Raw genomic sequence first — 22,721 nt, forward strand, 5'->3', positions numbered from 1 at the left:
GCATCTCATGACCATCGAAACAAGCCTCAAACCACCGCGAAAGCAGCTTTTCTCTGGCGATACTCCTATGAGCCGCTTTCTCTCGGAGTTTGTGGAGAGCAAAGTCGCTGTCGCCGCTGCGCTCCTGCTGTTCACAATCATCATGGCAGCACTGTTCGCCCCATGGATCACCCCGCAAAACCCTTACGACCTGGCGCAAGTCAGCGTGCTGGATGCCCGCATGGAGCCGGGAGAGCAAAGCTTTGACGGATACACCTTCTGGCTTGGCACAGATGGGGCAGGGCGCGATCTGTTCTCTGCAATCCTCTACGGCCTGCGCATCTCGCTCTCCGTCGGGGTGACAAGTGGCATCATCGCTCTTGTCATCGGCATGTCCGTCGGCCTGATCGCAGCTTATGTTGGAGGCCGTACAGAAACCTTCATCATGCGCATTGTGGACCTGCAGCTCTCCTTCCCAGCCTCTCTGGTTGCTTTGATGTTGCTGGCACTGATGGGCAAAGGCGTCGACAAAATCATCCTCGCCCTCGTTGTCGCGCAATGGGCCTATTACGCCCGAACGGTGAGGGGAACAGCCCTTGTTGAGCGTGGCAAAGAGTACGTGGAAGCTGTCACGTGCCTTGGCCTCAGTCATGCCCGCGTGCTCTTCCTGCACATCATGCCAAACTGCCTGCCGCCACTCATTGTGGTAGGAACGGTTCAGACCGCCCATGCCATCGCGCTGGAAGCAACCCTGTCGTTCCTCGGCGTTGGCCTGCCACAAACAGAACCATCTCTCGGCCTGCTCATTGCCAATGGCTTTGAGTATGTGATCAGTGGCAAATACTGGATCTCAATCTTCCCCGGCATAGCCCTGCTCATCACTGTGGTTTCAATCAATCTGGTGGGTGATCAGCTGCGTGATGTCCTCAACCCGCGCCTGAGGAAGTGAGGACAATATGAACACGCCAAACACACTCACAGTCAAAAACCTCAAAACCCACTTCTTCACAAAGGCAGGTGTGGTCAAAGCCGTTGATGATGTCAGCTTCTCTGTCAAACCCGGCGAAATCCTGGGCCTCGTTGGTGAAAGCGGCTCCGGTAAAACCGTCACGGGTTTCTCGCTCATCGGTCTGGTGGATGAGCCGGGCAGGGTGATCGGCGGCTCAATCCTCCTCAATGGGGATGATCTCGCCAGAAAGAATGAAAAACAGTGGCGCGAGCTGCGGGGCAAGAAGATCGCTATGATCTTTCAGGACCCCATGATGACCCTCAACCCCGTCCTGCGCATCGATACGCAGATGATTGAGGCCATTCAGGCCCACGAGGACATCTCAAAACAAGCTGCACGACAGCGTTGCCGAGAGGCACTGGTTCGTGTCGGCATCGCTTCTCCGGATGAGCGCCTCGCGTCCTACCCGCACCAGTTCTCAGGCGGCATGCGCCAACGTGTTGCCATTGCCATCGCATTGCTGCACGAGCCGGATCTGATCATTGCAGATGAACCAACAACAGCGCTGGACGTCACCATTCAGGCACAGATCCTCTACGAGGTTCGCAAGCTGTGTTCCGAGACCGGCATGTCCCTCATCTGGATCACGCATGATCTGGCTGTCATCAGCGGTTTGGCAGACAGGATCGCCGTTATGTACGCTGGGCGGATTGTGGAGCAGGGCAGCATTGATGAAGTGCTGGACACACCGCTGCACCCCTACACCAAGGGCCTCATTGAATCCGTCCCAAGCCGCAACAAACGCGGCGCCAAGCTCTACCAGATCCCCGGCATGACACCCTCTTTGCTCAACCTGCCCGCTGGTTGCGCCTTTTCCAGTCGTTGCTCGGCAAAGCAGAGTGACTGTCTGGTTGCTACGCCAGAAATCACGCAGTTAGGAGAGGAAAGGCAAGTCCGTTGCTTCCATCCTGTAAAGCAGGAGGAAATGGCATGACACTTCTGGAAACTCCGGTCATCGAGCTGCAAGGCGTCTCCAAGCGCTTCACCAAAAAACTGGACCTTGCTGAAAAAACACTTCGTTTCTTCGGCTCCAACCTCAAAGAGCAGGTGGTCCACGCCGTTGATGACGTCTCGCTCAGCATTGCACCGGGCGAAGTGGTTGGTCTTGTTGGTGAAAGCGGCTGCGGAAAATCCACGTTGGGCCGCGTCGTGGCAGGCATCCATGAGGCCAGCAACGGCACCGTTCAGTTCCACGGAGACAACGTGAAACAGCTCTCCGGTGCGGATGCCAAAAACGCCCAGCTGAAGGTGCAAATGATCTTTCAGGACCCCATGTCCTCTCTCAACCCACGCAAACGGGTGAATGAGATCATCGGGGAAGCCCCGCGTGTCCATGGCTTGGTCTCAAAGGCAGAGATCTCCGACTATGTGGACCAGATGCTGCTGCGTGTGGGGCTCGATCCGGATTTCAAAACCCGCTATCCGCATCAGTTCTCCGGCGGGCAGCGACAGCGTATCGGCATTGCCCGCGCTTTGGCGGTGAATCCGGAGTTCCTCGTCTGTGACGAGTCCATTGCAGCGCTGGATGTGTCCATTCAGGCGCAAGTCATCAACCTTTTCATGGACTTGCGGGCACAACTCGGGCTCACCTATCTGTTCATCAGTCATGACCTTGGCGTGGTGGAGCACCTTTCCGACCGTGTGGTGATCATGTATCTGGGCCGCGTGGTTGAGATTGCTAAAACAGACGAGCTTTTCGCTAGACCCAATCACCCCTACACACAGGCCCTGCTGCGTGAAGTCCCGCGTATTGATGCCCGCAAACAGGTGTATGAGCCGATCAAAGGCGAAATCCCGTCACCTCTTGCACCACCAGGCGGATGTCATTTCCATCCGCGCTGTCCATTTGCCACCAAACGATGCTCAGAGCAGCAACCAACCTTGAGGGAAATTGCTCCCGGCCATGTCTCTGCCTGTCACCTTAATGATGCCTAGTTAAACCAAAAACATTTGAGAGAAACACATTGCCCCAATCCATCGAAAACGTGCTGAACATCCATCGACCCATAGAGCTGACCAACCCGCTGGTGGTAGACTCTCCTCATTCCGGAGAGATCTACCCGGCGGACTTCCGCCCCTGTGTGCCCGCCAGCCGCTATAAATGCGCAGAAGACAGATACGTCCACGAACTCTTTGAAAAAGCAGCTGAAACCGGCGGTGTCTACCTCGAGGCGCTCTTCCCTCGCATCTACATCGACCCAAACCGCCGCGCAGACAACATTGACCCGGCCACCATCAAAGGCTGGACACGAGCAGCGAAGCCCGATTTCCGCAGTGACCTCGGCAAAGGCCTCATCTGGACAGAAGCCCCACCCACCAGCGGCCCGCTTTATGATCGTGAGTTGAGCGTTGCGGAGATCGAAAACCGCATAGACGCCTATTACACGCCCTACTACGGCGCCCTCACTCGCCTCATGGAACAAGCCCATGCCCGCTTCGGTGTGGCCTATCATCTGGACTGCCACAGCATGCAGGCGGTCTCCACCGTTATGCACGAAACTGGAGCAGGCGAGAAGCGGCCAGACATCACCCTCAGTGATCGGGATGGTACCACCTGCGACCGCGAATACATCTACACAGCTTGGGAAATCCTCACGAACCTTGGCTATGAGGTGAAGATCAATGATCCCTACAAAGGCGCAGAACTGGTCATTCACACAGGCCGTCCCGCCCAGAACTGGCACTCAATCCAGATCGAAGTCAGCCGCGGCCTCTACATGAGCGAAGTGACACTCGAAAAATACCCAAACTTCATCACTCTCCAACAAGACCTGGGAACCTTCCTGAATCGCCTCTCCGAGTTCACAAAACAAAAAATCCAGCAGCCCGTTTAACTTAACAAACTTTGTAGAGCGGAACTAAGAGATATAGCGCGGCAATCATAATGGAAAAATATGGTGCACCCGATAGGATTCGAACCTATGGCCTCTGCCTTCGGAGGGCAGCGCTCTATCCAACTGAGCTACGGGTGCATATTGCCAGACAAGGATGCCCTTGAGATTTTTAGTCTTTACCTGATCCTTGACCGTGCTGCAATGCGCCAAATTCTTAGAGCACTCTTAAATGTGGAAAGTCCTTTGGGGAACTCCATAAATAGCGTCATCATCAGATTGATCTATCATACACGCTCATTTGATTATTTAGGAATTTAAGTAATTTTTAAAATATATTAAGTTGGAAAGACGTAAAATAATCCAAATAGTAGATTGTACTTGTGATGAATTCGAACTACGAAAGTAAAATATAAGAAATGCTGTATAAATAAAGGGTGATTAGCTTATTTTCTTGTTTTGCGCATGATGATACATAAAGAGAAGAATTAAAAGAGTGATTAACTTGAATAATAAATTACTTGCAGCAGCCTCAATTGTTGTTGCAGGTATGTCAGTTTCAGCATTTGCTGGTGATATTGATGTTGTTGCAGACCAAGTTTGGTCCGGTGATATTGGAGCTGTAAAAACAGCAATTGAAGCTGATCGCACGCTTGTAACCGCTCATAACAGCGGTAACAGCTTTACGCTGCTTCATCTGAGCGCAATGAACGGTAACTTGGAAATTGCGACATATCTGCTTGAAAACGGTGCCGAAGTGAATGCGGTCGACGCAGACAATCTCACAGCTTTGCATCGCGCGTCTGCCAACAAAAACCAGAAAATTGTTGACCTGCTTAAAAAGCATGGCGCCACTCAGTAAGTTACTGGAGACGTGGACCTTTTTATAAAAAACAACCTATACTCAACCGTGTGGAGTATAGGTTGTTGGGAGGCGATTATTCAAAGGTTGATCCTATTCAATCAGATGAACCGTGTTCTAGCTGCTTTTTAGGATACCCAGTGGTGTCAGGTGGTTATCCCAGCTGACGCCAGCGCTCTGGCTGATAATCTGAGCCACACCATCCTCGGTTCCGCCAAAGCTGATTGCGCCGTTTCCGTCAGTAATCGCAAAGCTTTCCTCGTCCAGCGGAGCCACACCACAGCCATCTGCAACCTGGTGGAACCCGATGAAGGATCGCTGCGCCACATCCCAGTACAGGATTTTGCCGCCACGCGGGCAGGAGGCAGCTATCACATTGCCGGATCGGTTCATCTCCACGCTGCCAACATAGTTCTGCAGGCCCTTTGTAAGCTCCAGAGGCATCTCCAGCGTCGTGGCAGCCTTATCAAGCCCCAGATGCACCATCAGCGGAGGCGTTGCATCCTTCGCGCCCTGAAACTGTCCACCAACCCACACATCACCATTGCCGTCAAAGCTCATGTGGCGCAGGGAAAGCTGGTGCAAGTCAGAACCCAAGGCCTGCTTGGCAAGCAAATCACCTGTTGCGGTGTCAATGAAAGCCACATTCGGCGTCATCGTGTCCAGGTTCAGCTTCTCGCGCCCCATGTCAGGATGGGTTTCAATCCCACCATTGGCGACAACAAGCTGCGACCCATCGGGAGACATCAGCAGATCATGCGGACCAACGCCATAGCTCTCGAACTCGCCAACCTGCTTTGGCTGGTCACCGGAAACATCATAAACGCCGATAACACCGCGCACGTTTGCAAAGTCATTTTCCGGCGCGTAGGCGAGGCGACCATCAGGCGAGAACACGCCATGGCCATAGAAGTGGCGATCTTCTGGAGATGTGAAAACAACCGGCTCTCGTGCACCTGTCAGGTCTGCAAGCACCGCGAAGGTCTCAGGCCGCCGTGCAAACGAAAGTAGGCGCATAGAGTTGCGGTCAAAGGAAATGGCATGCCCGCGATCCGGCAACGCTGTCTGGAACAGCACCTCGCCATCTTCGCTAAACACAGCAAGAGCATAACTGCCCGTTGGTGTACGCAAAGCGCTGGCGAACAGTTGCAGGTCTGCGGCCTCAGTAAAAGGCAGGCCATTGGCGAAAGCCAGAGAACTGCTGGCGCTTAAAGCAACACCAGAAGCAGCAAGACCCGTTAAAAACTGCCGTCTGCTCAGAGCAAGGGGCTTAGTCGCCATCAAGCGCATTAAAGCCTCCTGCAAGGCCAACATAGCCAGCAAGGTCTTCTGCCATCACCACCTTGATGCCATCGATAATGGTGATGAGATAACGCAGTTGCTCGCGCACTTCTGGCTCTTTGCCAGTGTCCTGAAGTGGTTTTGGCAGGTTAGCAAGCACACGCTGCGCATTGGAAAATTCAAAGTTCAGCGAGCTTTCCACCCAGTCCTGCTCGTCTTCCAACACCTTTGCGTAGCCACCTGCATTCAAAGCACCTTGCAAACCTGCAAGGCTGGCTGAAAGGTAAGTGACAGCATTACCGCTGCGGGCAAATGGGGCCTTCTTTGGATTGGCCTTCTTCTCAGTCTTGCCAAGCACAACAAGCAGATACTGGTCTTTGTCGACAATCAGGCCTGTGGTGATGGCATTGAACACCAGCTCCGCAGCTTCTTTGTGGGTATGTACGACACCGCCGCCTTTGGTTGGCTCCAGAAGCACCTTGGAAAAACCGTCAGGATCAGCCCATTCGGCTTCAAGTTCCAATCCGGCACCAACCAGATTGATGCTGATGCTCTCGGCATAATCGCATAGATAAACAGCGTCCTTGCCAGAACCAAGCGTCAACGTGCCATCACTGGCGTAAGAGATGCGCTCAAGAGCAGTCAGCCCTTGCAAGGCGACGCTTTTGACAGACAGGGAAGCGGGATCGCGAACGGTAGGGTCCTGCTTGGCAACCACCTTATTGATCTGGCGGCGAACCACACCGCGACTGTCCGGCAAAAAGGCGAGGCGCTGAGCAAGGTTGTCCTGCGCCATCGGCCCATAGCGTAAAAAGTCAACACCAGCGAGTGCAGCAACGGATTTGCTGAAGGCCTCGTTAAAGGCAGTGGTACTTTCAGTCGTGGAACTGGTGCACAAATCACCAGTCCGTTTCTCAAGATCGGTCAACGCGCTGACAAGCTGTTTGGTCGCCGGGCGAATATACTGCTCTACGCTGGAGCGCGGGAACTGAGCATAGTCAGTGGTATCTGCCGCAAAAGAGGGCGTAGAGACAACAATTGCCGAGGCAACGGCCAGGCTGAGAGTGACAGCACGCTTAAACTGCATCAAAGAGACTCCAGGAACCGGATCAGATTAGCTCGATCCTTAGCAGGCATTTCAACTACACGGGTTTTGGCAGCTTCTGCTTCACCGCCGTGCCACAGCACAGCTTCCAGCAGGCCACGTGCACGTCCATCGTGCAGGAAGAACCTGTGATTATTGACAGTTTCAGTCAGTCCAATACCCCAAAGCGGCGGTGTTTTCCATTCATTTCCGCTGGCAGAACCTGTTGGACGACCATCAGACAAACCTTCGCCCATATCGTGCAACAACAGGTCTGTATAAGGCCAGATCAGTTGGAACTGATGCTCCGGGTTTTCAGCCGTGCGGCTGGTGACATATTTAGGCGTATGGCAGCTTGCACAGCCTGTCTCGTAAAATACCTTTTTACCAGCAAGCACTTGGGTGTCATTCGCATCACGACGCGCTGGCACGGCAAGGTTTTGAGAATAGAACACCACAAGGTCCAGAACCGGGTCAGGCGCCTCAGAAACACCAAGATGCGCCTGCTCGCCATGGGCCTGCTCAAAGCAGGCCGTCTGGGCTTCGGTGCAGTCGCCATAATTGCGCAGGTCATACGGTGTTGAAATGCCGATATCGCCTGCAAATGCGCCGGCAGATTGAGATTGCACGGTGGCGTTCAGGGCTTTCCAACCAAAGCGGCCAACCTGCTTTGCGTCAGGGTCAGCAGGGTTTATCCAGCTCACACGGCCAGAGATGCCATCACTGTCAGCGTCATCCGGGTCTGCTTGCGAGGTGATGTCGGTTTCTGCAATCGCTTCCAGCAGGCCAAGGCCAATCATTGGCGGCGCAACACGAGCAGAAATCAGCGCATGCTCAGACATCGGTCCATAAGCTAGATTTTCAATAGTGTAGGTCGGTTTGCGTAAAGAGGCTGTCTCACCTTCAGAAAGATCAATCTTGATCTCTTCATAAGTGATCTTCATCTCACCTTCACCCGGAACACCCGGCACGCCAAAGTTCTGCAACTGGCCACCATAGGTCGGTTCGGGAAGGAGAGGCACTTCACCGCTCTCAATCAGAGCCCGCTCTTCCGGCGTGGAAGGGGCAACTGAGAGGCGCATGAAGATGGAAACTGGGCGTTCGTCATCAACCGGCGGGCGACCACGCCCTGCTTTCGGGTGACAGCTTTCGCAGGCGCGGGCGTTAAACAGAGGGCCAAGACCGTCAGAGGCGCGCGTAGAACTTGGGGTCGACACCCAGAACTTTTGGAACAGGCTCTCACCCAGACGGAAGTCCTGATGCTGCTCGAAAGGGAGGTTGGCACTTGGGTAGGTAAAGACAGCGCGATTGAGAGGCTTCCGGGTCGTTGTTTTCCCCGCTTGCATCAACTCAAAATTTTCAGCTTTGGAAAAATCAGTCGGCGCCTTCAAAACCCGGCTGACTTTCGCTTTATCCCCGTCACTGAGATCGGTTCGCTGGTTCAGATCAACAGCAGAAGCGGCGGGAATGAGGAAGCTGGTAAAAGCGGTGGTAGTGGCTATCACTCCTGCACGACGGCGAAGTGTGGCTGGAACCATTCCTGGCATAACGGGTGCCTGTATTTACATAGGCCTTCGCAAAAACGCTAAAACACGCAAATGAACGCACATAACAACGCAAACAAAAGGCGAGGGGGATAAGTCCCGCACGAGGTGTCTCGTGCGGGACTGGATATCTTATTCGAATACTGCAGAAGGGTTGTCGAGGCTGTCGGAGCCTTCGAATGCAATATTTTCCAGCTTCAGCACCTGAACAGCACGCTGAATGGAAGATGTCTGGTCAACCAGGCTATCGATAGCAGCCTGTACCACTGCGTTACCCTCTGTGTTTCCTTCACCAATCATCTGGTCGTAGGATTCAGTGGTTTCAGCGTGGGTTTTCATGGCTGTAAAGGTGCCGAGGGAAGCATTCAGCTTGCCTTCCAGCTCAGTTGAAACAGCGGAATCTGCCTTTGCAAGCAAGTCCTTAAGGGAAGCACCCTCAACAACAGAACCGTCAACGCGGGTGTATTTACCCTGGAATACGTTGTTGATGCCAACCACGTCGTTGTAGTGGGACATATGGGTGTTGTCAGAGAAGCAGTCATGCTCTTCTTCAGGATCGTTCAGCATCAGGCCGAGCTTCATGCGCTCACCAGCCAGTTCACCGTAAGACAGGGAACCCATGCCGGTCAGGATGGTTGCGATGCCTGCAGCTTCGCCTTTGTCAGCCAGCTCTTTACGTGCTGCGCCGTCGGCTTTCCATGCTGCGACCATCTCTTCCAGATCGGTGATAAGCAGCTTCGTTGCAGCCTGAAGGTAGTCAGCACGGCGCTCACAATTGCCACCGGTGCAATTTGCAGTGTCGAAATCAGAAGCAGGACGGTTGCCAGCACCTTTCCCCGTTCCGTTCAAATCTTGTCCCCACAGCAGGAATTCAATTGCGTGGTAACCGGTCGCAACGTTTGCTTCCACTTCACCAGCTTCCTGAAGCTGTTCAGCAAGCAGCGCAGGGGTGATTTCAGTGGCGTCGATTTCTTCGCCAGCAACAGTCAATTTAGTGTTTGCAATGATGTTCGCTGCGTAAAACGGGTTCTCTTCGGACTCATTGCCGTAAGCACCATCAACGTAGTCGATCAGACCCTCGTCAAGCGGCCAGGCGTTGACCTTGCCTTCCCAGTCATCAACGATCGCATTACCAAAGCGGTAAACTTCTGTCTGCTGGTATGGGTTACGAGCTGCAATCCATGCGCGGCGTGCGGCTTTCAGGTTGTCTTCAGTTGGCTCTGCGACAAGCGCGTCCACTGCACCCTGAAGGGTCTTCGCAGTTGTCAGAGAGTCTTCAAACGCTGCCTGGGCGATGTCGCCGTAGGTTGCAAGAACGTCAGAAGGAGTTGCAGCGACAGCAACAGTAGAAAGGCTGCCGAGTGCTACAGTGCCGAGCAAAGCGCCACGGATAAAGCTCATTGTAATCCCCTTAAATGTGCAGTGAATTCGCCTCGCGCTGCGAGCGGAAAATCCGGGCTGCACGAATTCAGTTTGCCAAATGTTGTCATGCCCTAAAGCGTGAGAAAACTGCGGCTATTTCATATTCCTGACTATTGTTGTCAAGTTTAAAAACGTGCACTTTCAGTAGTTTAGAGTATTTCTAAATATGAGTTTCAGTTGCAACTTATTGTCATTAAAAGCTTTTCCGTACTTTTGCAGTTGCAAATCATTCGCATAAATAAATGGGATAATATTGGGAAAATACGCGAATCCCCCGCTCAACTGTTACCGTTTGTTTGGCATATCTTGACTTCGCAGCACCTATGCGCTCTTACGGAACCTTCTTCAGGTACATTGCATTTAATTGGCATCAATCAGCCAGTCTGTCTGCACCAACAACGATAAGAACAGGGTATGGCAGCTCGATTAAACACGCTTGCTCAATTGATACTTCGTGGCTGGAAAGCAAACGCATTTCGCTTGCTGCTGGTTCACTATGCCTTCGTTTTTCTCGGTGCAGTTGCAATCACACCTATTGTTGCTGGTATCGGCAACTTCGTTATTGGCCTTTCCGGCAATGCGGTGCTGGCCGATTATGAGATCGCGTCTTTCTTTCTGTCGCCGATTGGACTGCTCGGTGCATTCTTCTTTGTCGTCGTCTTCATCGCCATGGCACTGCTTGAGCAGGTCGCTCTGCTCGCGGTGCTGGACAGGCAGGAAAGCGCGTTCCCTGCTGCACGTAATGCCCTGTTTTCAACGCTCAGCATGTTTCCCCGCCTTGGTATGTTTACATGGCGGCTGACACAACGCTTAGTGATGGCAATGATCCCGGGTCTTGTCATTATCGCACTGAGTATACTAATCTTTTTGCAAGAGCATGACTTCAGCTACTACCTTCAGTTTCAACCCGTTGAGTTCTGGATGGCTGCCTTCTTCATCGGAATTGGGGTGGCACTGGTTATCGTTATGCCACTCTACGCCATCCTCGTCTGGGGGCTGTCTTTGCCGCTCGTGGTGCTGAGAGATCATCCTGTTGGCTCCGCCTTTTCGCGGGCCCGGTTCCTCTCGCGTGGCCTCCGTCCTGTCTTTGCAGGTGCCGTCTCGCTGTGGTTGCTTCTGGACATCCTCATCCATGCGTTCTTCCTGATCTCGCTGGAACTGATCGGCTCCTACGCCATTTCGTTTGGGGAGAATTCCCCCGAGACATTGGCAGCGATCCTGGGCAGCCTCGTCGTGCTTCTGTTGGTGGGCAACACGCTGATCAGTGGCGTCATGTCTGGCACTATGGCATTGCTTTTCAAGGCAGCTTTGTTCGTTGCCGATGGAAAAGGGCACACGTTTTCCGAGGTGCCACATACGCCAAAGCTGGAGAGTAAGTGGGCCAACCCACTGACACCGATGCGCCTTGCCGCTCTCATTGGAGTGGTCGGAACCATCGTGGTGCTGACAGGGACGTATTGGGTCTCAGCCGATCTGCCGCAAAAAGATGTCCTGATCATCGCCCACCGCGGTGCCTCCGCGCACGCGCCGGAAAACACCATAGCCTCGCTGGAGCGAGCAATTGAGGACAAAGCCGACTGGATTGAGGTCGATGTTCAGGAAGCCGCAGACGGCTCTGTGGTTATCGCCCACGACAGCGACTTCATGCGCCTCATCAGCAAGCCAGCCAATGTCTGGGACCTGACACTGGAGGAAATCCAGTCTCTCGATGTGGGCGGATGGTTCGGGATGGAGTTCCAGGGTGAACGCGTTCCAACGCTTCGCGAGGCGCTTGAGATTGTGAGGGGGAAAGCAGTTCTCCTCATCGAGCTCAAATATTATCCCCGCAGCCGCAACGAACATCTAGAAAACGAGGTCGCCCGCATCATCACGCAGGCTGAAATGGAAAACGACATAGCAATCATGTCGTTAGAGCGATCAGCTCTCTCAAGAATGCGAAAATTAGAACCAAATTGGAACATCGGCCTTCTTACCGCCACATCTATCGGTAATTTCTCCGAACTCAAAGGAAACTTCGTAGCAGTCTCCTCCGCCTCCGCCTCTCTGAACTTCATTAGAAGAACACAAGAGACCGGTAAGCAGGTTTTCGTCTGGACGGTTAACAATCCGTCTACCATGTTGCGCTACATCTCCATGGGCGTAGATGGAATTATCACGGATGATCCTGCACAGGCGCGTAACACCTTGGAAGAATATAAAGAAATGAACCAGTTCGAGCGGTTATTACTTCATACTTCTGTCCTGTATAATCTGAGCTTGAACTGACACTTAGACCGTAAGAATCTAGTATATGCCGTATCTTCTAGTAGTGTTTATGGGCGCGTTGCTGACTGCCCTCTCGATGACCAATTCTGCGACTTCCAAGCCGCCAGTATTGCTGCTGGGAGACCGCGACACTGTCAATGCGATTGTTGCCGAGGTTAATCTCCCCGACGACCGTCGCGGACTCGTGCATGTCATTTTGGAAGATGCTCGCGTCAAAGCAGAGCGCCTGGATAGCCCAATTCTGCCGATTTCTGCCAGTTCTGAACCTCTCGTAGAGCTTCCTGCAGAGAAATTTACACTTGAGCAGCTGGATGTAGAAACGCGCAGTGAACTTGTTGAAGTCCTCGACGAAGACCAAATGTCCGAGTTGCACCGCGCAATAGAAGTGGTTTTGGCGAGCACTGAAACCGTTAGCGTAGATTGATCTGAAATACTAGGCTATCCATTTGAAGTAACAGGCTTATTACTCATCATCTTCGTTATCGTCCGGAATAGCAAGATTCACTGCTCCTCCTACGACACTTGTTCCAACTTTCGCAGTTGTTGTTACTGCAGTTGTAGCAACAGAGACCGCAGCTCCCCCGACTGAAACCACGGCACACCCAGAAATTCCGAGTAATACTGCAAAGATACTGACTGTTATCGCGGTAAGTTTCATTCATTCCCCTCAAAAACTGTCGTGAACCTCTTCAAAGGTCACCTATTTCACTTAAATTTGAGGGGTAAGAATTACGATTTCCCTACTTAATTCCTGCCCGCATGAAGCTCTGCACAAATTGTCTCTGAAACAGCAGGAACGCGATCAACAGCGGACCTGATGTCATGAGCGTTGCTGCGTTGATAACGCTCCACTCCACACCACCATCAACTGCAGCAAAGATAGAAAGCCCAACAGTGACGGGACGCGTCTCTACCGAATTGGTGATAATCAGAGGCCAGAGGAAATTGTTCCAGTGGTGGCTGACCGAAACAAGCCCGTAAGCGAGGTAGGTCGGAATTGCCAGCGGCACGTAAACCTTCCAGAGCACATGCAATGGTCCGGCACCTTCTACCCGAGCAGCCTCGTCCAACTCACGTGGAATGGTCTTAAACGTCTGGCGTAGCAAGAAGATCCCAAATCCAGACGCCATATAGGGCAAGCCAATTGCTACGATTGTGTCTATCAGGCCAAGATTTCGGATCATCTTGTAGTTCTCGACAATCAGTATTTCCGGCATCACAAGCAGCTGTAAAAGCACCAGAGTGAACAGGATATTCGAGCCGGGGAACTCGAAGCGCGCAAAGGCATAAGCTGCCAGAGTGCCCAAGACAAACTGTGCAATCAAAATGATCGTCACCAGCATGATCGTGTTCAGGAAGTACTGAGCAAATGGAGCTGCTGACCAGGCTTTGGTGAAGTTCTCCAAAGTGAGCGGTGCAAACAACTCGAAATTGGCTTCATAAGCCGCAGGATGGAATGCAGTCCAGATCGCATAGAGCAGAGGCAGGGCCCATAAGATCGCCAGTGTCCACGCCCCGAACGTATTGAGAGCACGATCAAAATCGAACTGGCGTGGACGGGCTGGTTCAACAGTGTTGGAAAGAGATAAGTCGCTCATCTGTAGTGCACCCGACGATCCATAAAGAAGAATTGACCGATCGCAATGATCGAAAGAAGTGCCAGCATCACGACAGTCAGCGTGGCGGCATAAGAGGTTTGCCAGTACTTGAAGGCGACCTCATAAATATAAAAGAGCAGCAAAGACGAAGCGTTATCTGGCCCTCCGCCTGTCATGGTGAAGATGTGGTCCACCAGGCGGAAAGAATTGATAACAGCATTGATAGATACGAACAAAGTTGTTGGCATAAGCAAAGGCCATGTGATTTTCCAGAAGAAGGTCCAACGGCTCGCCCCTTCAATATCAGCAGCTTCTTTGTAGGAGGGTGGAATGGCTTGTAGTGCTGCCAGATAGAAGATCATGAAGAACCCGGCTTCTTTCCAGATAGTTACAACCATCATGCAAATCAGCACTGTTTCCTGCTGGCCCAGCCATGAGTTCTCGGGGAGCCCGAAGACGCCCATGCGGATCTGATCGATCAGCCCAAAGCCCGGCGTATAAAAGAACAGCCAGATATTTGCGACCGCGATCAAAGGCAACACAGTCGGTGCAAAGAACGACATGCGTACAAGGCTACGTCCCTTGAGCTTGTCATTCACCCAGATGGCCATCAGCAGAGAGATACCGATAGAAGCTGGAATGGTTGCCATCGCGTACCAAAGGTTATTGACCAGCACTTTCCAGAAGGTTGGGTCCGCCATCAACTCCTCATAGTTCTGCAATCCAACAAACTTGGCTGGCCTGCGCCCACGCGGAGTGGAGAAGAAGCTATTGATTATAGTGGTGATGGCCGGGAAGTGGGTAAACGCGAACAACATCACCATTGCTGGAGTGAGCAACAGCCACGCGTAAATCCACTGCATACGTCTGGTCATCGGGCAACCTCTTGGAAAATGCTGGAGCGAGGCACACAGCAGCTGCGCCTCGCCAGATCACGTGAAATTAAAAAGGCTTAGCGGTATTCAGAAAGAATACGGTCCGTTTCTGCCTGCGCACTTTTCAGTGCTTCTTCCGGTGTTTTCTTGCCGGTGATTGCAGCATGCAGGGCGTCGTTGAAGACACGGGTCACGCGCTGGTTCTGGTACGTGGAGAGTTCTGCAACGGCGTGCTTCAGCTGCTCACGAGCAACGAGTGCTGGCGGGAAGTCAGCTGCATAAGCCTTCATCTCGTCAGTCTCCCAAGCTGCTGGAGATGGCGCAACGTAGCCAGTCGCCATAGACCACTTTGCAGCCTGTTTCGGAGCAGTGATCCACTTCACGAAGTCTACAGAGGCTTTTTTCTGCTCATCGCTGGAATCTTTGAAGATGTAGAAGTTACCGCCACCGGTCGGTGCGCCGCGACGCTTGTTTGCCGGCAACATAGCAACGCCGAAATCGAACGGAGCGTTGTTGCGCACGTTGGTCAGGTTACCAGTCGAGGTCCACATCATAGCGGTATTACCTTCAAAGAAGGCCTTCGGAGTAGCACCCCACTCGATGATGCCTGGAGCCATCACACCATGCTTGCCAGAAAGGTCGACAAGGTACTGCAGAGCTTCAACAACCTTTGGATCGTCAAAGTTGGTCTTGTTCCCTTCAGCGTTCGCCAGAATAGCGTCATTCTCGGTGGTCAGGCCCTGGAACAGCCAGTATGGGAAACCAGAGGAAGGAATGCGCACGCCCCACTGGGTCACGTTGCCGGAAGCGTCTTTCTTGATCAGCTTCTGGCTCATAGAAACCATTTCTTCCCATGTTGCAGGTGCTTTTTCAGGATCCAGCCCCGCCGCTTTAAAGGCTTCCTTGTTCCAGTAGAGAACTGGTGTCGAGCGCTGGAATGGAATACCGTAAGTCTTTCCACCAGTCTGCGAATTTTCCATGAAGGCAGGATAGAAGCTATTCAACCACGTCTTGTCTTCGTCAGAGTTTGCCACATCATCAAACGCAATGATCACGTCTTCATCGATCAAAGTGAACATGTCGACTGACAGAATTACAGAGAGCTGCGGAGGGTTGCCGCCACGCGCTGCGGTCAAAGCTTTGGAAACAGTATCCTGATAAGAACCGGCATAAACAGCATCGATATTCACGTCAGGATGAGCAGCCGCATATTCTGCTGTATGTTCTTCAATTGTTGTCGCGGCTGTACCGCCAACAGCCACAGGAAAATAGAATTGCAGATCAACCGCATGAGCGCTGATCGCAGTACCAAGGGATAGAGCAGCAACAGAAGCTGCCAGACCTAAAGACTTGAAAATGGATTTCATAGGTTTATATCCTCAAATTGCCCTAGTAATTGGGGCACTCCAATGCGCTGATGCGCGTTTTTCAAGCCGGCTCGAATTGCACCTCGACCGGCTTGAATTCTTCCCGGCGCTTGCCGGTATCTCTCTGAAAGCTTGCGGGAATTTTATCATCCCAGGCTAGGCCAATGTTCTGCCCTGGGCTCAATTCGGTGCTGCCTTTCACGCGAACAAGCAGCTTTTCACCGCCAACAGAACAATTAGCCAGCGTATCTGCCCCCATGTATTCAAGGCTTATCACCTGGGCCGGAACGCCGTTTTCACCAGTTAATCTGATGTCTTCCGGGCGCAGGCCCAGCAAACATCCTTTTGGTGCGTCAGGCAGCAGGGATTGAGCTGTGACAGGGGTGACAGAACGAACCTTGTCCAGCTCCACAATGTTCATCGGCGGAGTACCAATGAAGCGTGCTGTAAACACGCTGGCAGGGCGCTCATAGATTACTTTTGGCGTTGCAACCTGCTCAACCTCACCTTTGTTCATCAGCACTACCTGATCGGCCATGGTGATGGCTTCTGTCTGGTCATGGGTTACATAAACCATTGTCAGCCCAAGCTGCTGCTGTAGTGCTCTCAACTCTACGCGCATCTCCTGACGAAGCTTTGCATCAAGGTTGGAGAGGGGCTCATCCATCAGGCAAACAGGCTTTTGAGAAACGATGGCGCGACCTAGAGCAACCCGTTGTTGCTGCCCTCCAGAGAGCTGGGATGGCTTCCGGTCCAACAACTGAGAAATCCCGAGAAGATCAGCTGCAGTCTTCAGCCGCTCATCCCGCTCCGCTCTGCCTACTTTGCGCACTTTGAGCCCAAACAGAATGTTTTCAGCCACAGAGATATGCGGAAAGAGCGCATAGTTTTGAAACACCATAGAGATATCGCGCTGGGCGGGGGAATGGTACGTCACATCTCTCCCGCCTATTGTAATTTGCCCGGAAGTCGCTTCTTCCAACCCGGCAATCAAGCGCAACGTCGTGGATTTGCCGCATCCACTGGGCCCTAACAAAACCGTAAAACTTCCACCATCCACGGACAGGTTGACATTGTTGACTGCCGTTGAATCTCCCCAGGACTTGGTCAGATTTGAAAGTTCTAGGCGAGCTGGATGGTTCAGGTTGCTCATAAAGTAGGCTCCTGTTTGCAGATCACGAGCTCTGCAGATGACTTCTCAATTATTGAAAGGATTGAAGCTGGCGGGGTTTCTTCGCAAAAGATCTTCGAAACATCAGTCAGGAAGCCAGCGCGAACATGGGCGAGGCGACCGAACTTGGAATGGTCCAGAACAAGAAACGATTGACGGCAGTTCGCCAAAATAGCCTGACGGGCAGTGGCTTCATCCTCGTTGAAGTCCAGAAGAGTGCCATCGCTATCCACGCCAGCAACGCCGAAGATGCCGACGTCGAACTTGTAGTTTTTGAAAAAACCTTCTGCGCTTGAACCAAGAACGTCCAGATCGCCATGACGCAATCGGCCTCCTGCAATCGTAACTTCGCTGGAAGTGTTCCGTAGCGCTGCAATGGCTACGTTCATGTTGTTTGTGAAGATCTTCAGTCCCTCATGGGTATCAAGTGCTTCTGCAACAATCTCAGGTGTCGTGCCGATGGAAAAAGCAAGTGTTGCACCATCGTCGATGTACTCCGCAACAGAGTTCCCAATCGCGTTCTTTGCTTCAAAATTGAGGATCTTTCGGGCTTTGTAGGTGATGTTGCCCCGGTTTGCCGGAACCTCGACGCCACCATGAACCCGTCTCAAAAGCCCCAGTTCGCTCAAGCGGTTTATGTCTCGGCGGATCGTCTGGGTGGTAACCGTAAACTGCTCCGACAACGAGTCTACGCTCGCGAAACCATTGGACCGCACGAGAGAGATGATCTCTGATTGTCTTGTACTGAGCGCTGTTTCCATCACAAAAGTCTGCTTCAATCTGCAAAAATGCTGTTCATATGAACGTCTACTATGTTCATATGAAACTTATGTGATATCTCAGACTAATAAAAGTGAAGCTTGTTTTGGCTGGTTTTCTAGGTACTTATACCGACTCACTTAAACAAAAAAGCGCGCCCTGTTAGCAGAACGCGCTTCAAATCATCCAGATTTTGACAAGACTCAGGTGAGTTGAGTAAAGAATTTTAAGCGAGCCTTATGGGCTTCTGCGATGTGGTGACGTGCAGCTTTGTCAGCACGGTCACAATCCCGCTTGGAAATTGCATCCACAATCTCTGCATGCTCTTCAATCGCCAGACGACGACGATCATCATCGGTCAAGGTTGTGCCTGCCAGCAGCAGCAAAGATAGGCGCATATGATCAATTTGCTCAACCAGATAGCGGTTGTGGGAAGCGAGATAGAAGCGGCGATGGAACTCACGGTTGGTCTTGATCAGGCGCTCTGCATCCGCAAGGTTCTGCATGTCGGATTCGACCATTTCCTGCAGAATTTCGATCTCAGCGCTTGAGGCGTGCTGCGCAGCAAGTCGACCAGCAGTTCCTTCTAGGACTTCGCGCAGATAGTACAGTTCGCTGATCTGGTTGTGGTCCAGACTAGGAATGACCATGCCGCGGTTTGGTTCATGAACAGCAAGCCCTTGCGCTTCAAGGCGCTTCAGGCCTTCCCGGATAGGTGTGCGACTGACGCCGAATTTCTCTGCCAGTTCAGCTTCTCTCAAGCGACTGCCGGGTTTCAGCTCACGGCTTTCAATCGCTTTAATGAGACGGCGGTAAATCTCAGCTCCATTGGGTGAATTGGCAGTCACATCTTATTCCCGGGATTAGTAAAGGCTTAGTTTGTAGCTTCTACATGCCAGCCTTCTTAAAGACGGGCAGGGCCACATAGGGGTCCTGCCAGTTTCTGTATCAAATTTCAATCAGGTATAGCACAGCCTAGTTAATAACTAGCATGCCCAAGTTGTATCTGGCTTACGCGCCACCAGCAGGCCAAGGGCCATGGAAGCCGGAACCTTCTTTGTCCGTACGTTCAAAACCATGCTGACCGAAAAAGTCCCGCTGACCTTGAATGACGTAGGCCGCAGTCCGCTTCTGACGGATCATGTCAAACGAACCAAGCGCTGCTGAAAGAGCAGGTGTAGGCACGCCGTTGGTGATGCTCAGGCTCAGCATATCGCGCAGACCAGGAACAGCATCTTTCATACGTTCAGCAATAGCAGGAGCCAGATAGAGAGATTTCAGGTCAGGATTTTCATCATATGCCTGCGCAATCTCATCCAGGAAGCGTGAGCGGATAATGCAACCCTGACGCCAGATGCGAGCGATGTCACCCATTGGCAGATCCCAGCCGTTTTCCTTGCCGCCAGCAGCCAGCACAGCAAAGCCTTCAGCGTAGGCTGCAATTTTACCGGCAATCAGAGCGCGTTCACAGGCATCAATGCCTTCCTGCTTGAGTTCCCAAGTCAGCACTGCATCAGACTGCGGATATAGTTCTGCAACTTCCTGACGGAGTGCGCGACTTGCAGACATGCAGCGAGCTGCAACAGCTGCATCGATACCAGTTGCCGGAACGCCAAGCAGATGCGCTTCGACAGCAGACCAGCGACCGGTGCCTTTTTGACCAGCAGTATCCAGAATAACATCCAAAATTGGCTTGCCGCTCTCTTCATCAATCACACTCATAACGTTTGCGGTGATCTCAATGAGGTAAGACGCCAACGGGCCTTCATTCCACTTGGAGAAGATCTCGGCTTGTTCCTGAATGCTCAGGTGAAGGGTCTCGGTGAGAACTTCGTGCACTTCAGCAATCATCTGCATGTCGGCATACTCAATGCCGTTGTGCAGGGTTTTCACAAAGTGGCCAGCGCCTTCAGCGCCCATCAAAGCAACGCAAGGTTCGTCATTGTGCTTTGCTGAGATCGCTTTCAGGATAGGCTCGATACGCCCGTAAGCGGCTTCAGAAGCACCAACCATGATGGATGGACCGAAGCGAGCGCCTTCTGCACCACCAGAAACGCCCATGCCAACAAAGGTGAATGGCGTGTCGGCCAGTTCTTTGTAGCGGCGATTACTGTCGTGGAAGTCGCTGTTGCCTGCATCAATCAGAATGTCACCGTCTTTCAGGTGGTCTTTCAGAACAGAAATTTGCTGATCAACTGGCTCGCCTGCCGGAACCATCAAAATGATAGGACGAGGGGCTTTGATGTTCGCTACCAGCTCTTCTGTGCTGTAGCAGGGAATAAACATGTCTTTGAGGTGTCCAGCCTTCTCCATGAAAGCTTGGGTTCCCTCTGCAGTACGGTTGAACACCGCTACTTTGTAGCCATTGTCTGCGATATTAAGAGCCAGATTGGCTCCCATGACGCCTAGTCCAACAAGGCCGATATCCGCCTGTGTCATCAATACTCTCCGCGCTGCAAGTGGTGCACAGACGCGCGCAACAAACCTAATCCAATAGCTAACTTGGCGATTGTATGCGCTTGTGCATCAGAAACTAGGTCTGTGGCATAGGTGAAAAACAGGTTTTTGCCAAGGTGAGAATAAGAAAATTCCGCAAAAGCCTAATAAAACTGCCGAAATAAAGCTTTCGCGGGATCTACACTATTTCAGGTGCTTGGAAAGTACTTCTTTTGCCGCTGTTTCCAACGCCACTGCGGACGCTTGCAGCTGACTACGTTCCAACTCATCCATACTAGGGAAGAGGGTAGCTTCAATACCATCAGCACCCAGCACCCGCGGTACCGAAAGGGCTGTATCCCTCACGCCAACGATCTCTTCATTGACGATGGAAAGGCTGATGACAGCATGTTCATTTGTCACAATAGCCTTCACAATGCGGGAGAGCCCTGCGCCAATGCCGTAGTTGGTTGCCCCTTTGCCTTCGATGATCGAATAGGCAGCGTAACGAACACCATGGTCAATGCGGTCACGAACATCTTGAGTGATTGGCTTGTTGATCTGCTCGGCAAAAGTAAACAACGGCGTGTTGCCTGCCTTCGCGCCAGACCAGATAAGCACTTCACTATCACCGTGCTCACCAAGTACATCTGCATGCACAGAGGTTGGCGTAATGCCCAGATGTTTACCCAATAAAGTACGGAAACGCGCAGTATCCAGAATTGTACCTGAGCCGATAACGCGATTGCGCGGCAAGCCAGAAATTTCAGTCGCAACCTGAGTCATGATATCAACCGGATTGGTTGCGATGATCAGGATCGCATTTGGTGCATATTTCAGCACCTCAGGAATGACTTTTGCAAACACGCCAGCATTGCGTGCCAACAGCTCAATCCGGGTCTCACCCGGTTGCTGGTTGACACCAGCTGCAATCACGACGACTGCTGCATCCTTCAAGTCACTGTAATCGCCACCAATAACACTCATTGGGCGCGCAAACGGGGTTGCGTGAAGAATGTCTTCTGCCTGAGCAATAGCGAGTTTCGGATTGTAATCGACGAGTACAATTTCATTGCCCACACCGTTCATGGCCATGGCGTAGGCTGCAGTACTTCCAACAGCGCCAACACCAACTACACCGATTTTCATAGGGCCATCCTTTTCTCGCAGTCTACAAGGCATCCTGCTGGCTTTTTAATATTATGCCTGTCTCCTAGACAGTTGCTTTAGGGAATGCAATTCCCTCAAGCGTGACATATCAGCTCGCATGCTTACTTCTGGCATCTTGGACAAAAGAATGTTGAACGCCCATTTTGGACCTTCCGCTCAATGACGCCAGCACACTTAGGTGTTCGGCAAGCTTCCCCCTCGCGATCATAGACAGAGAAGTTGTGCTGGAAATATCCGAGAGAACCATCCGCTTGTCGGTGATCCTTCAGCGAAGAACCGCCGGATTTTATCGCTTCCTGCAGGACTTCCCGAATGTGCTTGGAAAGCTCATCGGCCTTTTTGAGCGGCTTACCGGATTTGCTTGCAAGTGTGGATGCGCTGTTGAAGGGACTTAACCCCGTTCTCCAGAGTGCTTCACACACATAAATGTTACCCAGTCCTGCAATGAACTTCTGATTGAGCAAAGCTGCTTTAAGAGAGGTCTTCCGGTTCTCAAACAGCTTGGCGAGGTAGGCTCCATCCAGCTCATTGCCGAGTGGTTCGATCCCCATATCGACAAACATTGGGTGTGTCGTCAGCTCGCTGCGAGGAATGAGCACCATAAATCCAAACCGACGCGGATCATTGTAAATGATCTTTACGATCGTTTCCTGATCAGAAGACCGAACATGGAAGATGACATGGTCATGCTGAGGGTGTTTACCTTTTGCATGATACATTTCAACGGTTTGTGTTGGTTCTTGATCATCAGTCTCGATCCAGCGGAACGAACCCGACATGCCAAGGTGCATCACCAATACATCTCCGCTGTCCAGATCAAGCAGCAGATATTTAGCACGGCGGCTGAAGGAAACAACTCTGCGACTTTCCAGGCGATCTACGAAATCATCGCCAAAAGGAAAACGAAGATCAGGTCGGCGTTGTTCAACTCTGCAAATTGTTGCATTGTCAAAAAAAGGTGCTAGTCCGCGACGGACTGTTTCAACCTCCGGTAATTCAGGCATAAGATATCCGTTGGTACAGTGGTTTGCTGCTGGGCAAAGATTACGTTCAACAATAGCGCTTTGT

General features: G+C 52.1%; 21 protein-coding genes and 1 tRNA gene. 7 read left to right on the forward strand and 15 right to left on the reverse strand.

Annotated elements, in window-relative coordinates:
- Positions 1–7 precede the first annotated feature (7 nt).
- Genes PsAD37_RS02160 through PsAD37_RS02175 form a run of 4 tightly spaced genes read left to right on the forward strand, consistent with a single transcriptional unit; the run spans position 8 to position 3,822 of the window.
- Complete coding sequence (locus tag PsAD37_RS02160) at positions 8–928, forward strand: ABC transporter permease (RefSeq protein WP_063294747.1); 921 nt, start codon at positions 8–10, stop codon at positions 926–928.
- A 7-nt stretch (positions 929–935) separates the two neighbouring features.
- The gene (locus PsAD37_RS02165) at positions 936–1,922 is read left to right on the forward strand and encodes an ABC transporter ATP-binding protein (RefSeq protein WP_063294748.1); all 987 of its coding nucleotides are present in this window, start codon (positions 936–938) and stop codon (positions 1,920–1,922) included.
- Positions 1,919–2,923 carry an ABC transporter ATP-binding protein gene (locus tag PsAD37_RS02170; protein WP_063294749.1) on the forward strand — a complete coding sequence of 335 codons (1,005 nt, stop codon included), beginning with the start codon at positions 1,919–1,921 and terminating at the stop codon, positions 2,921–2,923. Before PsAD37_RS02165 ends, PsAD37_RS02170 begins: the two co-directional genes overlap by 4 nt.
- A gap of 29 nt (positions 2,924–2,952) precedes the next feature.
- Positions 2,953–3,822, forward strand: coding sequence for an N-formylglutamate amidohydrolase (locus tag PsAD37_RS02175; RefSeq protein WP_208991645.1), 870 nt, complete (start codon positions 2,953–2,955; stop codon positions 3,820–3,822).
- 61 nt (positions 3,823–3,883) lie between these two features.
- Here PsAD37_RS02175 and PsAD37_RS02180 read toward each other — a convergent pair.
- Positions 3,884–3,960: transfer RNA gene (locus tag PsAD37_RS02180), tRNA-Arg, on the reverse strand.
- Positions 3,961–4,324: 364 nt separating this feature from the next.
- Between PsAD37_RS02180 and PsAD37_RS02185 the strand changes: the two genes are divergently transcribed.
- A complete protein-coding gene (locus PsAD37_RS02185; RefSeq protein WP_153039664.1) occupies positions 4,325–4,681 on the forward strand; it encodes an ankyrin repeat domain-containing protein in 357 nt (118 codons plus the stop codon).
- Between the two features lie 117 nt (positions 4,682–4,798).
- Here the strand turns inward: PsAD37_RS02185 and PsAD37_RS02190 are convergent, their stop codons facing one another.
- The 4 genes from PsAD37_RS02190 to PsAD37_RS02205 form a co-directional block, all read right to left on the reverse strand.
- Positions 4,799–5,962 (reverse strand): DUF1513 domain-containing protein, encoded by a 1,164-nt coding sequence (locus tag PsAD37_RS02190; protein WP_063294953.1) that lies wholly within the window; start codon positions 5,960–5,962, stop codon positions 4,799–4,801.
- On the reverse strand, positions 5,952–7,049 hold the full coding sequence (locus PsAD37_RS02195) for an imelysin family protein (RefSeq protein WP_063294751.1): 1,098 nt from the start codon (positions 7,047–7,049) through the stop codon (positions 5,952–5,954). Before PsAD37_RS02195 ends, PsAD37_RS02190 begins: the two co-directional genes overlap by 11 nt.
- A complete protein-coding gene (locus PsAD37_RS02200) occupies positions 7,049–8,593 on the reverse strand; it encodes a di-heme oxidoredictase family protein (RefSeq protein ID WP_084407635.1) in 1,545 nt (514 codons plus the stop codon). The genes PsAD37_RS02195 and PsAD37_RS02200 overlap by 1 nt, the downstream gene beginning before the upstream one ends.
- A 129-nt stretch (positions 8,594–8,722) precedes the next feature.
- Positions 8,723–9,991, reverse strand: a complete 1,269-nt coding sequence (locus PsAD37_RS02205; protein ID WP_063294752.1) for an imelysin family protein — start codon at positions 9,989–9,991, stop codon at positions 8,723–8,725.
- 435 nt (positions 9,992–10,426) lie between these two features.
- Between PsAD37_RS02205 and PsAD37_RS02210 the strand changes: the two genes are divergently transcribed.
- Both PsAD37_RS02210 and PsAD37_RS02215 read left to right on the forward strand, forming a co-directional pair.
- Entirely contained in the window at positions 10,427–12,277 is a 1,851-nt protein-coding gene (locus PsAD37_RS02210) for a glycerophosphodiester phosphodiesterase (RefSeq protein WP_063294753.1), read from the forward strand.
- A 25-nt stretch (positions 12,278–12,302) separates the two neighbouring features.
- Positions 12,303–12,701 (forward strand): hypothetical protein, encoded by a 399-nt coding sequence (locus PsAD37_RS02215; RefSeq protein ID WP_057463102.1) that lies wholly within the window; start codon positions 12,303–12,305, stop codon positions 12,699–12,701.
- A 39-nt stretch (positions 12,702–12,740) separates the two neighbouring features.
- Here the strand turns inward: PsAD37_RS02215 and PsAD37_RS02220 are convergent, their stop codons facing one another.
- From PsAD37_RS02220 to mutM, 10 genes are all read right to left on the reverse strand, one after another.
- On the reverse strand, positions 12,741–12,935 hold the full coding sequence (locus tag PsAD37_RS02220; RefSeq protein ID WP_063294754.1) for a hypothetical protein: 195 nt from the start codon (positions 12,933–12,935) through the stop codon (positions 12,741–12,743).
- 82 nt (positions 12,936–13,017) lie between these two features.
- Positions 13,018–13,875 carry a carbohydrate ABC transporter permease gene (locus PsAD37_RS02225; RefSeq protein ID WP_063294755.1) on the reverse strand — a complete coding sequence of 286 codons (858 nt, stop codon included), beginning with the start codon at positions 13,873–13,875 and terminating at the stop codon, positions 13,018–13,020.
- A complete protein-coding gene (locus PsAD37_RS02230) occupies positions 13,872–14,750 on the reverse strand; it encodes a carbohydrate ABC transporter permease (protein WP_057463099.1) in 879 nt (292 codons plus the stop codon). The genes PsAD37_RS02225 and PsAD37_RS02230 overlap by 4 nt, the downstream gene beginning before the upstream one ends.
- Before the next feature lie 77 nt (positions 14,751–14,827).
- Positions 14,828–16,117, reverse strand: a complete 1,290-nt coding sequence (locus tag PsAD37_RS02235; RefSeq protein WP_063294756.1) for an ABC transporter substrate-binding protein — start codon at positions 16,115–16,117, stop codon at positions 14,828–14,830.
- Positions 16,118–16,178: 61 nt separating this feature from the next.
- On the reverse strand, positions 16,179–17,270 hold the full coding sequence (locus tag PsAD37_RS02240) for an ABC transporter ATP-binding protein (protein WP_063294757.1): 1,092 nt from the start codon (positions 17,268–17,270) through the stop codon (positions 16,179–16,181).
- A complete protein-coding gene (locus tag PsAD37_RS02245) occupies positions 17,267–18,049 on the reverse strand; it encodes a DeoR/GlpR family DNA-binding transcription regulator (protein WP_063294758.1) in 783 nt (260 codons plus the stop codon). Before PsAD37_RS02245 ends, PsAD37_RS02240 begins: the two co-directional genes overlap by 4 nt.
- A gap of 201 nt (positions 18,050–18,250) precedes the next feature.
- Positions 18,251–18,895 carry a GntR family transcriptional regulator gene (locus PsAD37_RS02250; protein ID WP_057463095.1) on the reverse strand — a complete coding sequence of 215 codons (645 nt, stop codon included), beginning with the start codon at positions 18,893–18,895 and terminating at the stop codon, positions 18,251–18,253.
- 163 nt (positions 18,896–19,058) lie between these two features.
- Entirely contained in the window at positions 19,059–20,486 is a 1,428-nt protein-coding gene (gene gndA, locus PsAD37_RS02255; RefSeq protein ID WP_063294759.1) for an NADP-dependent phosphogluconate dehydrogenase, read from the reverse strand.
- A 201-nt stretch (positions 20,487–20,687) separates the two neighbouring features.
- Complete coding sequence (locus PsAD37_RS02260) at positions 20,688–21,632, reverse strand: L-lactate dehydrogenase (protein WP_063294760.1); 945 nt, start codon at positions 21,630–21,632, stop codon at positions 20,688–20,690.
- 122 nt (positions 21,633–21,754) lie between these two features.
- Positions 21,755–22,657: a bifunctional DNA-formamidopyrimidine glycosylase/DNA-(apurinic or apyrimidinic site) lyase gene (mutM, locus tag PsAD37_RS02265; RefSeq protein ID WP_063294761.1), complete on the reverse strand. Its 903-nt coding sequence runs from the start codon at positions 22,655–22,657 to the stop codon at positions 21,755–21,757.
- Positions 22,658–22,721: the final 64 nt, after the last annotated feature.

The organism is Pseudovibrio sp. Ad37, assembly GCF_001623075.1.
GTDB lineage: Bacteria > Pseudomonadota > Alphaproteobacteria > Rhizobiales > Stappiaceae > Pseudovibrio.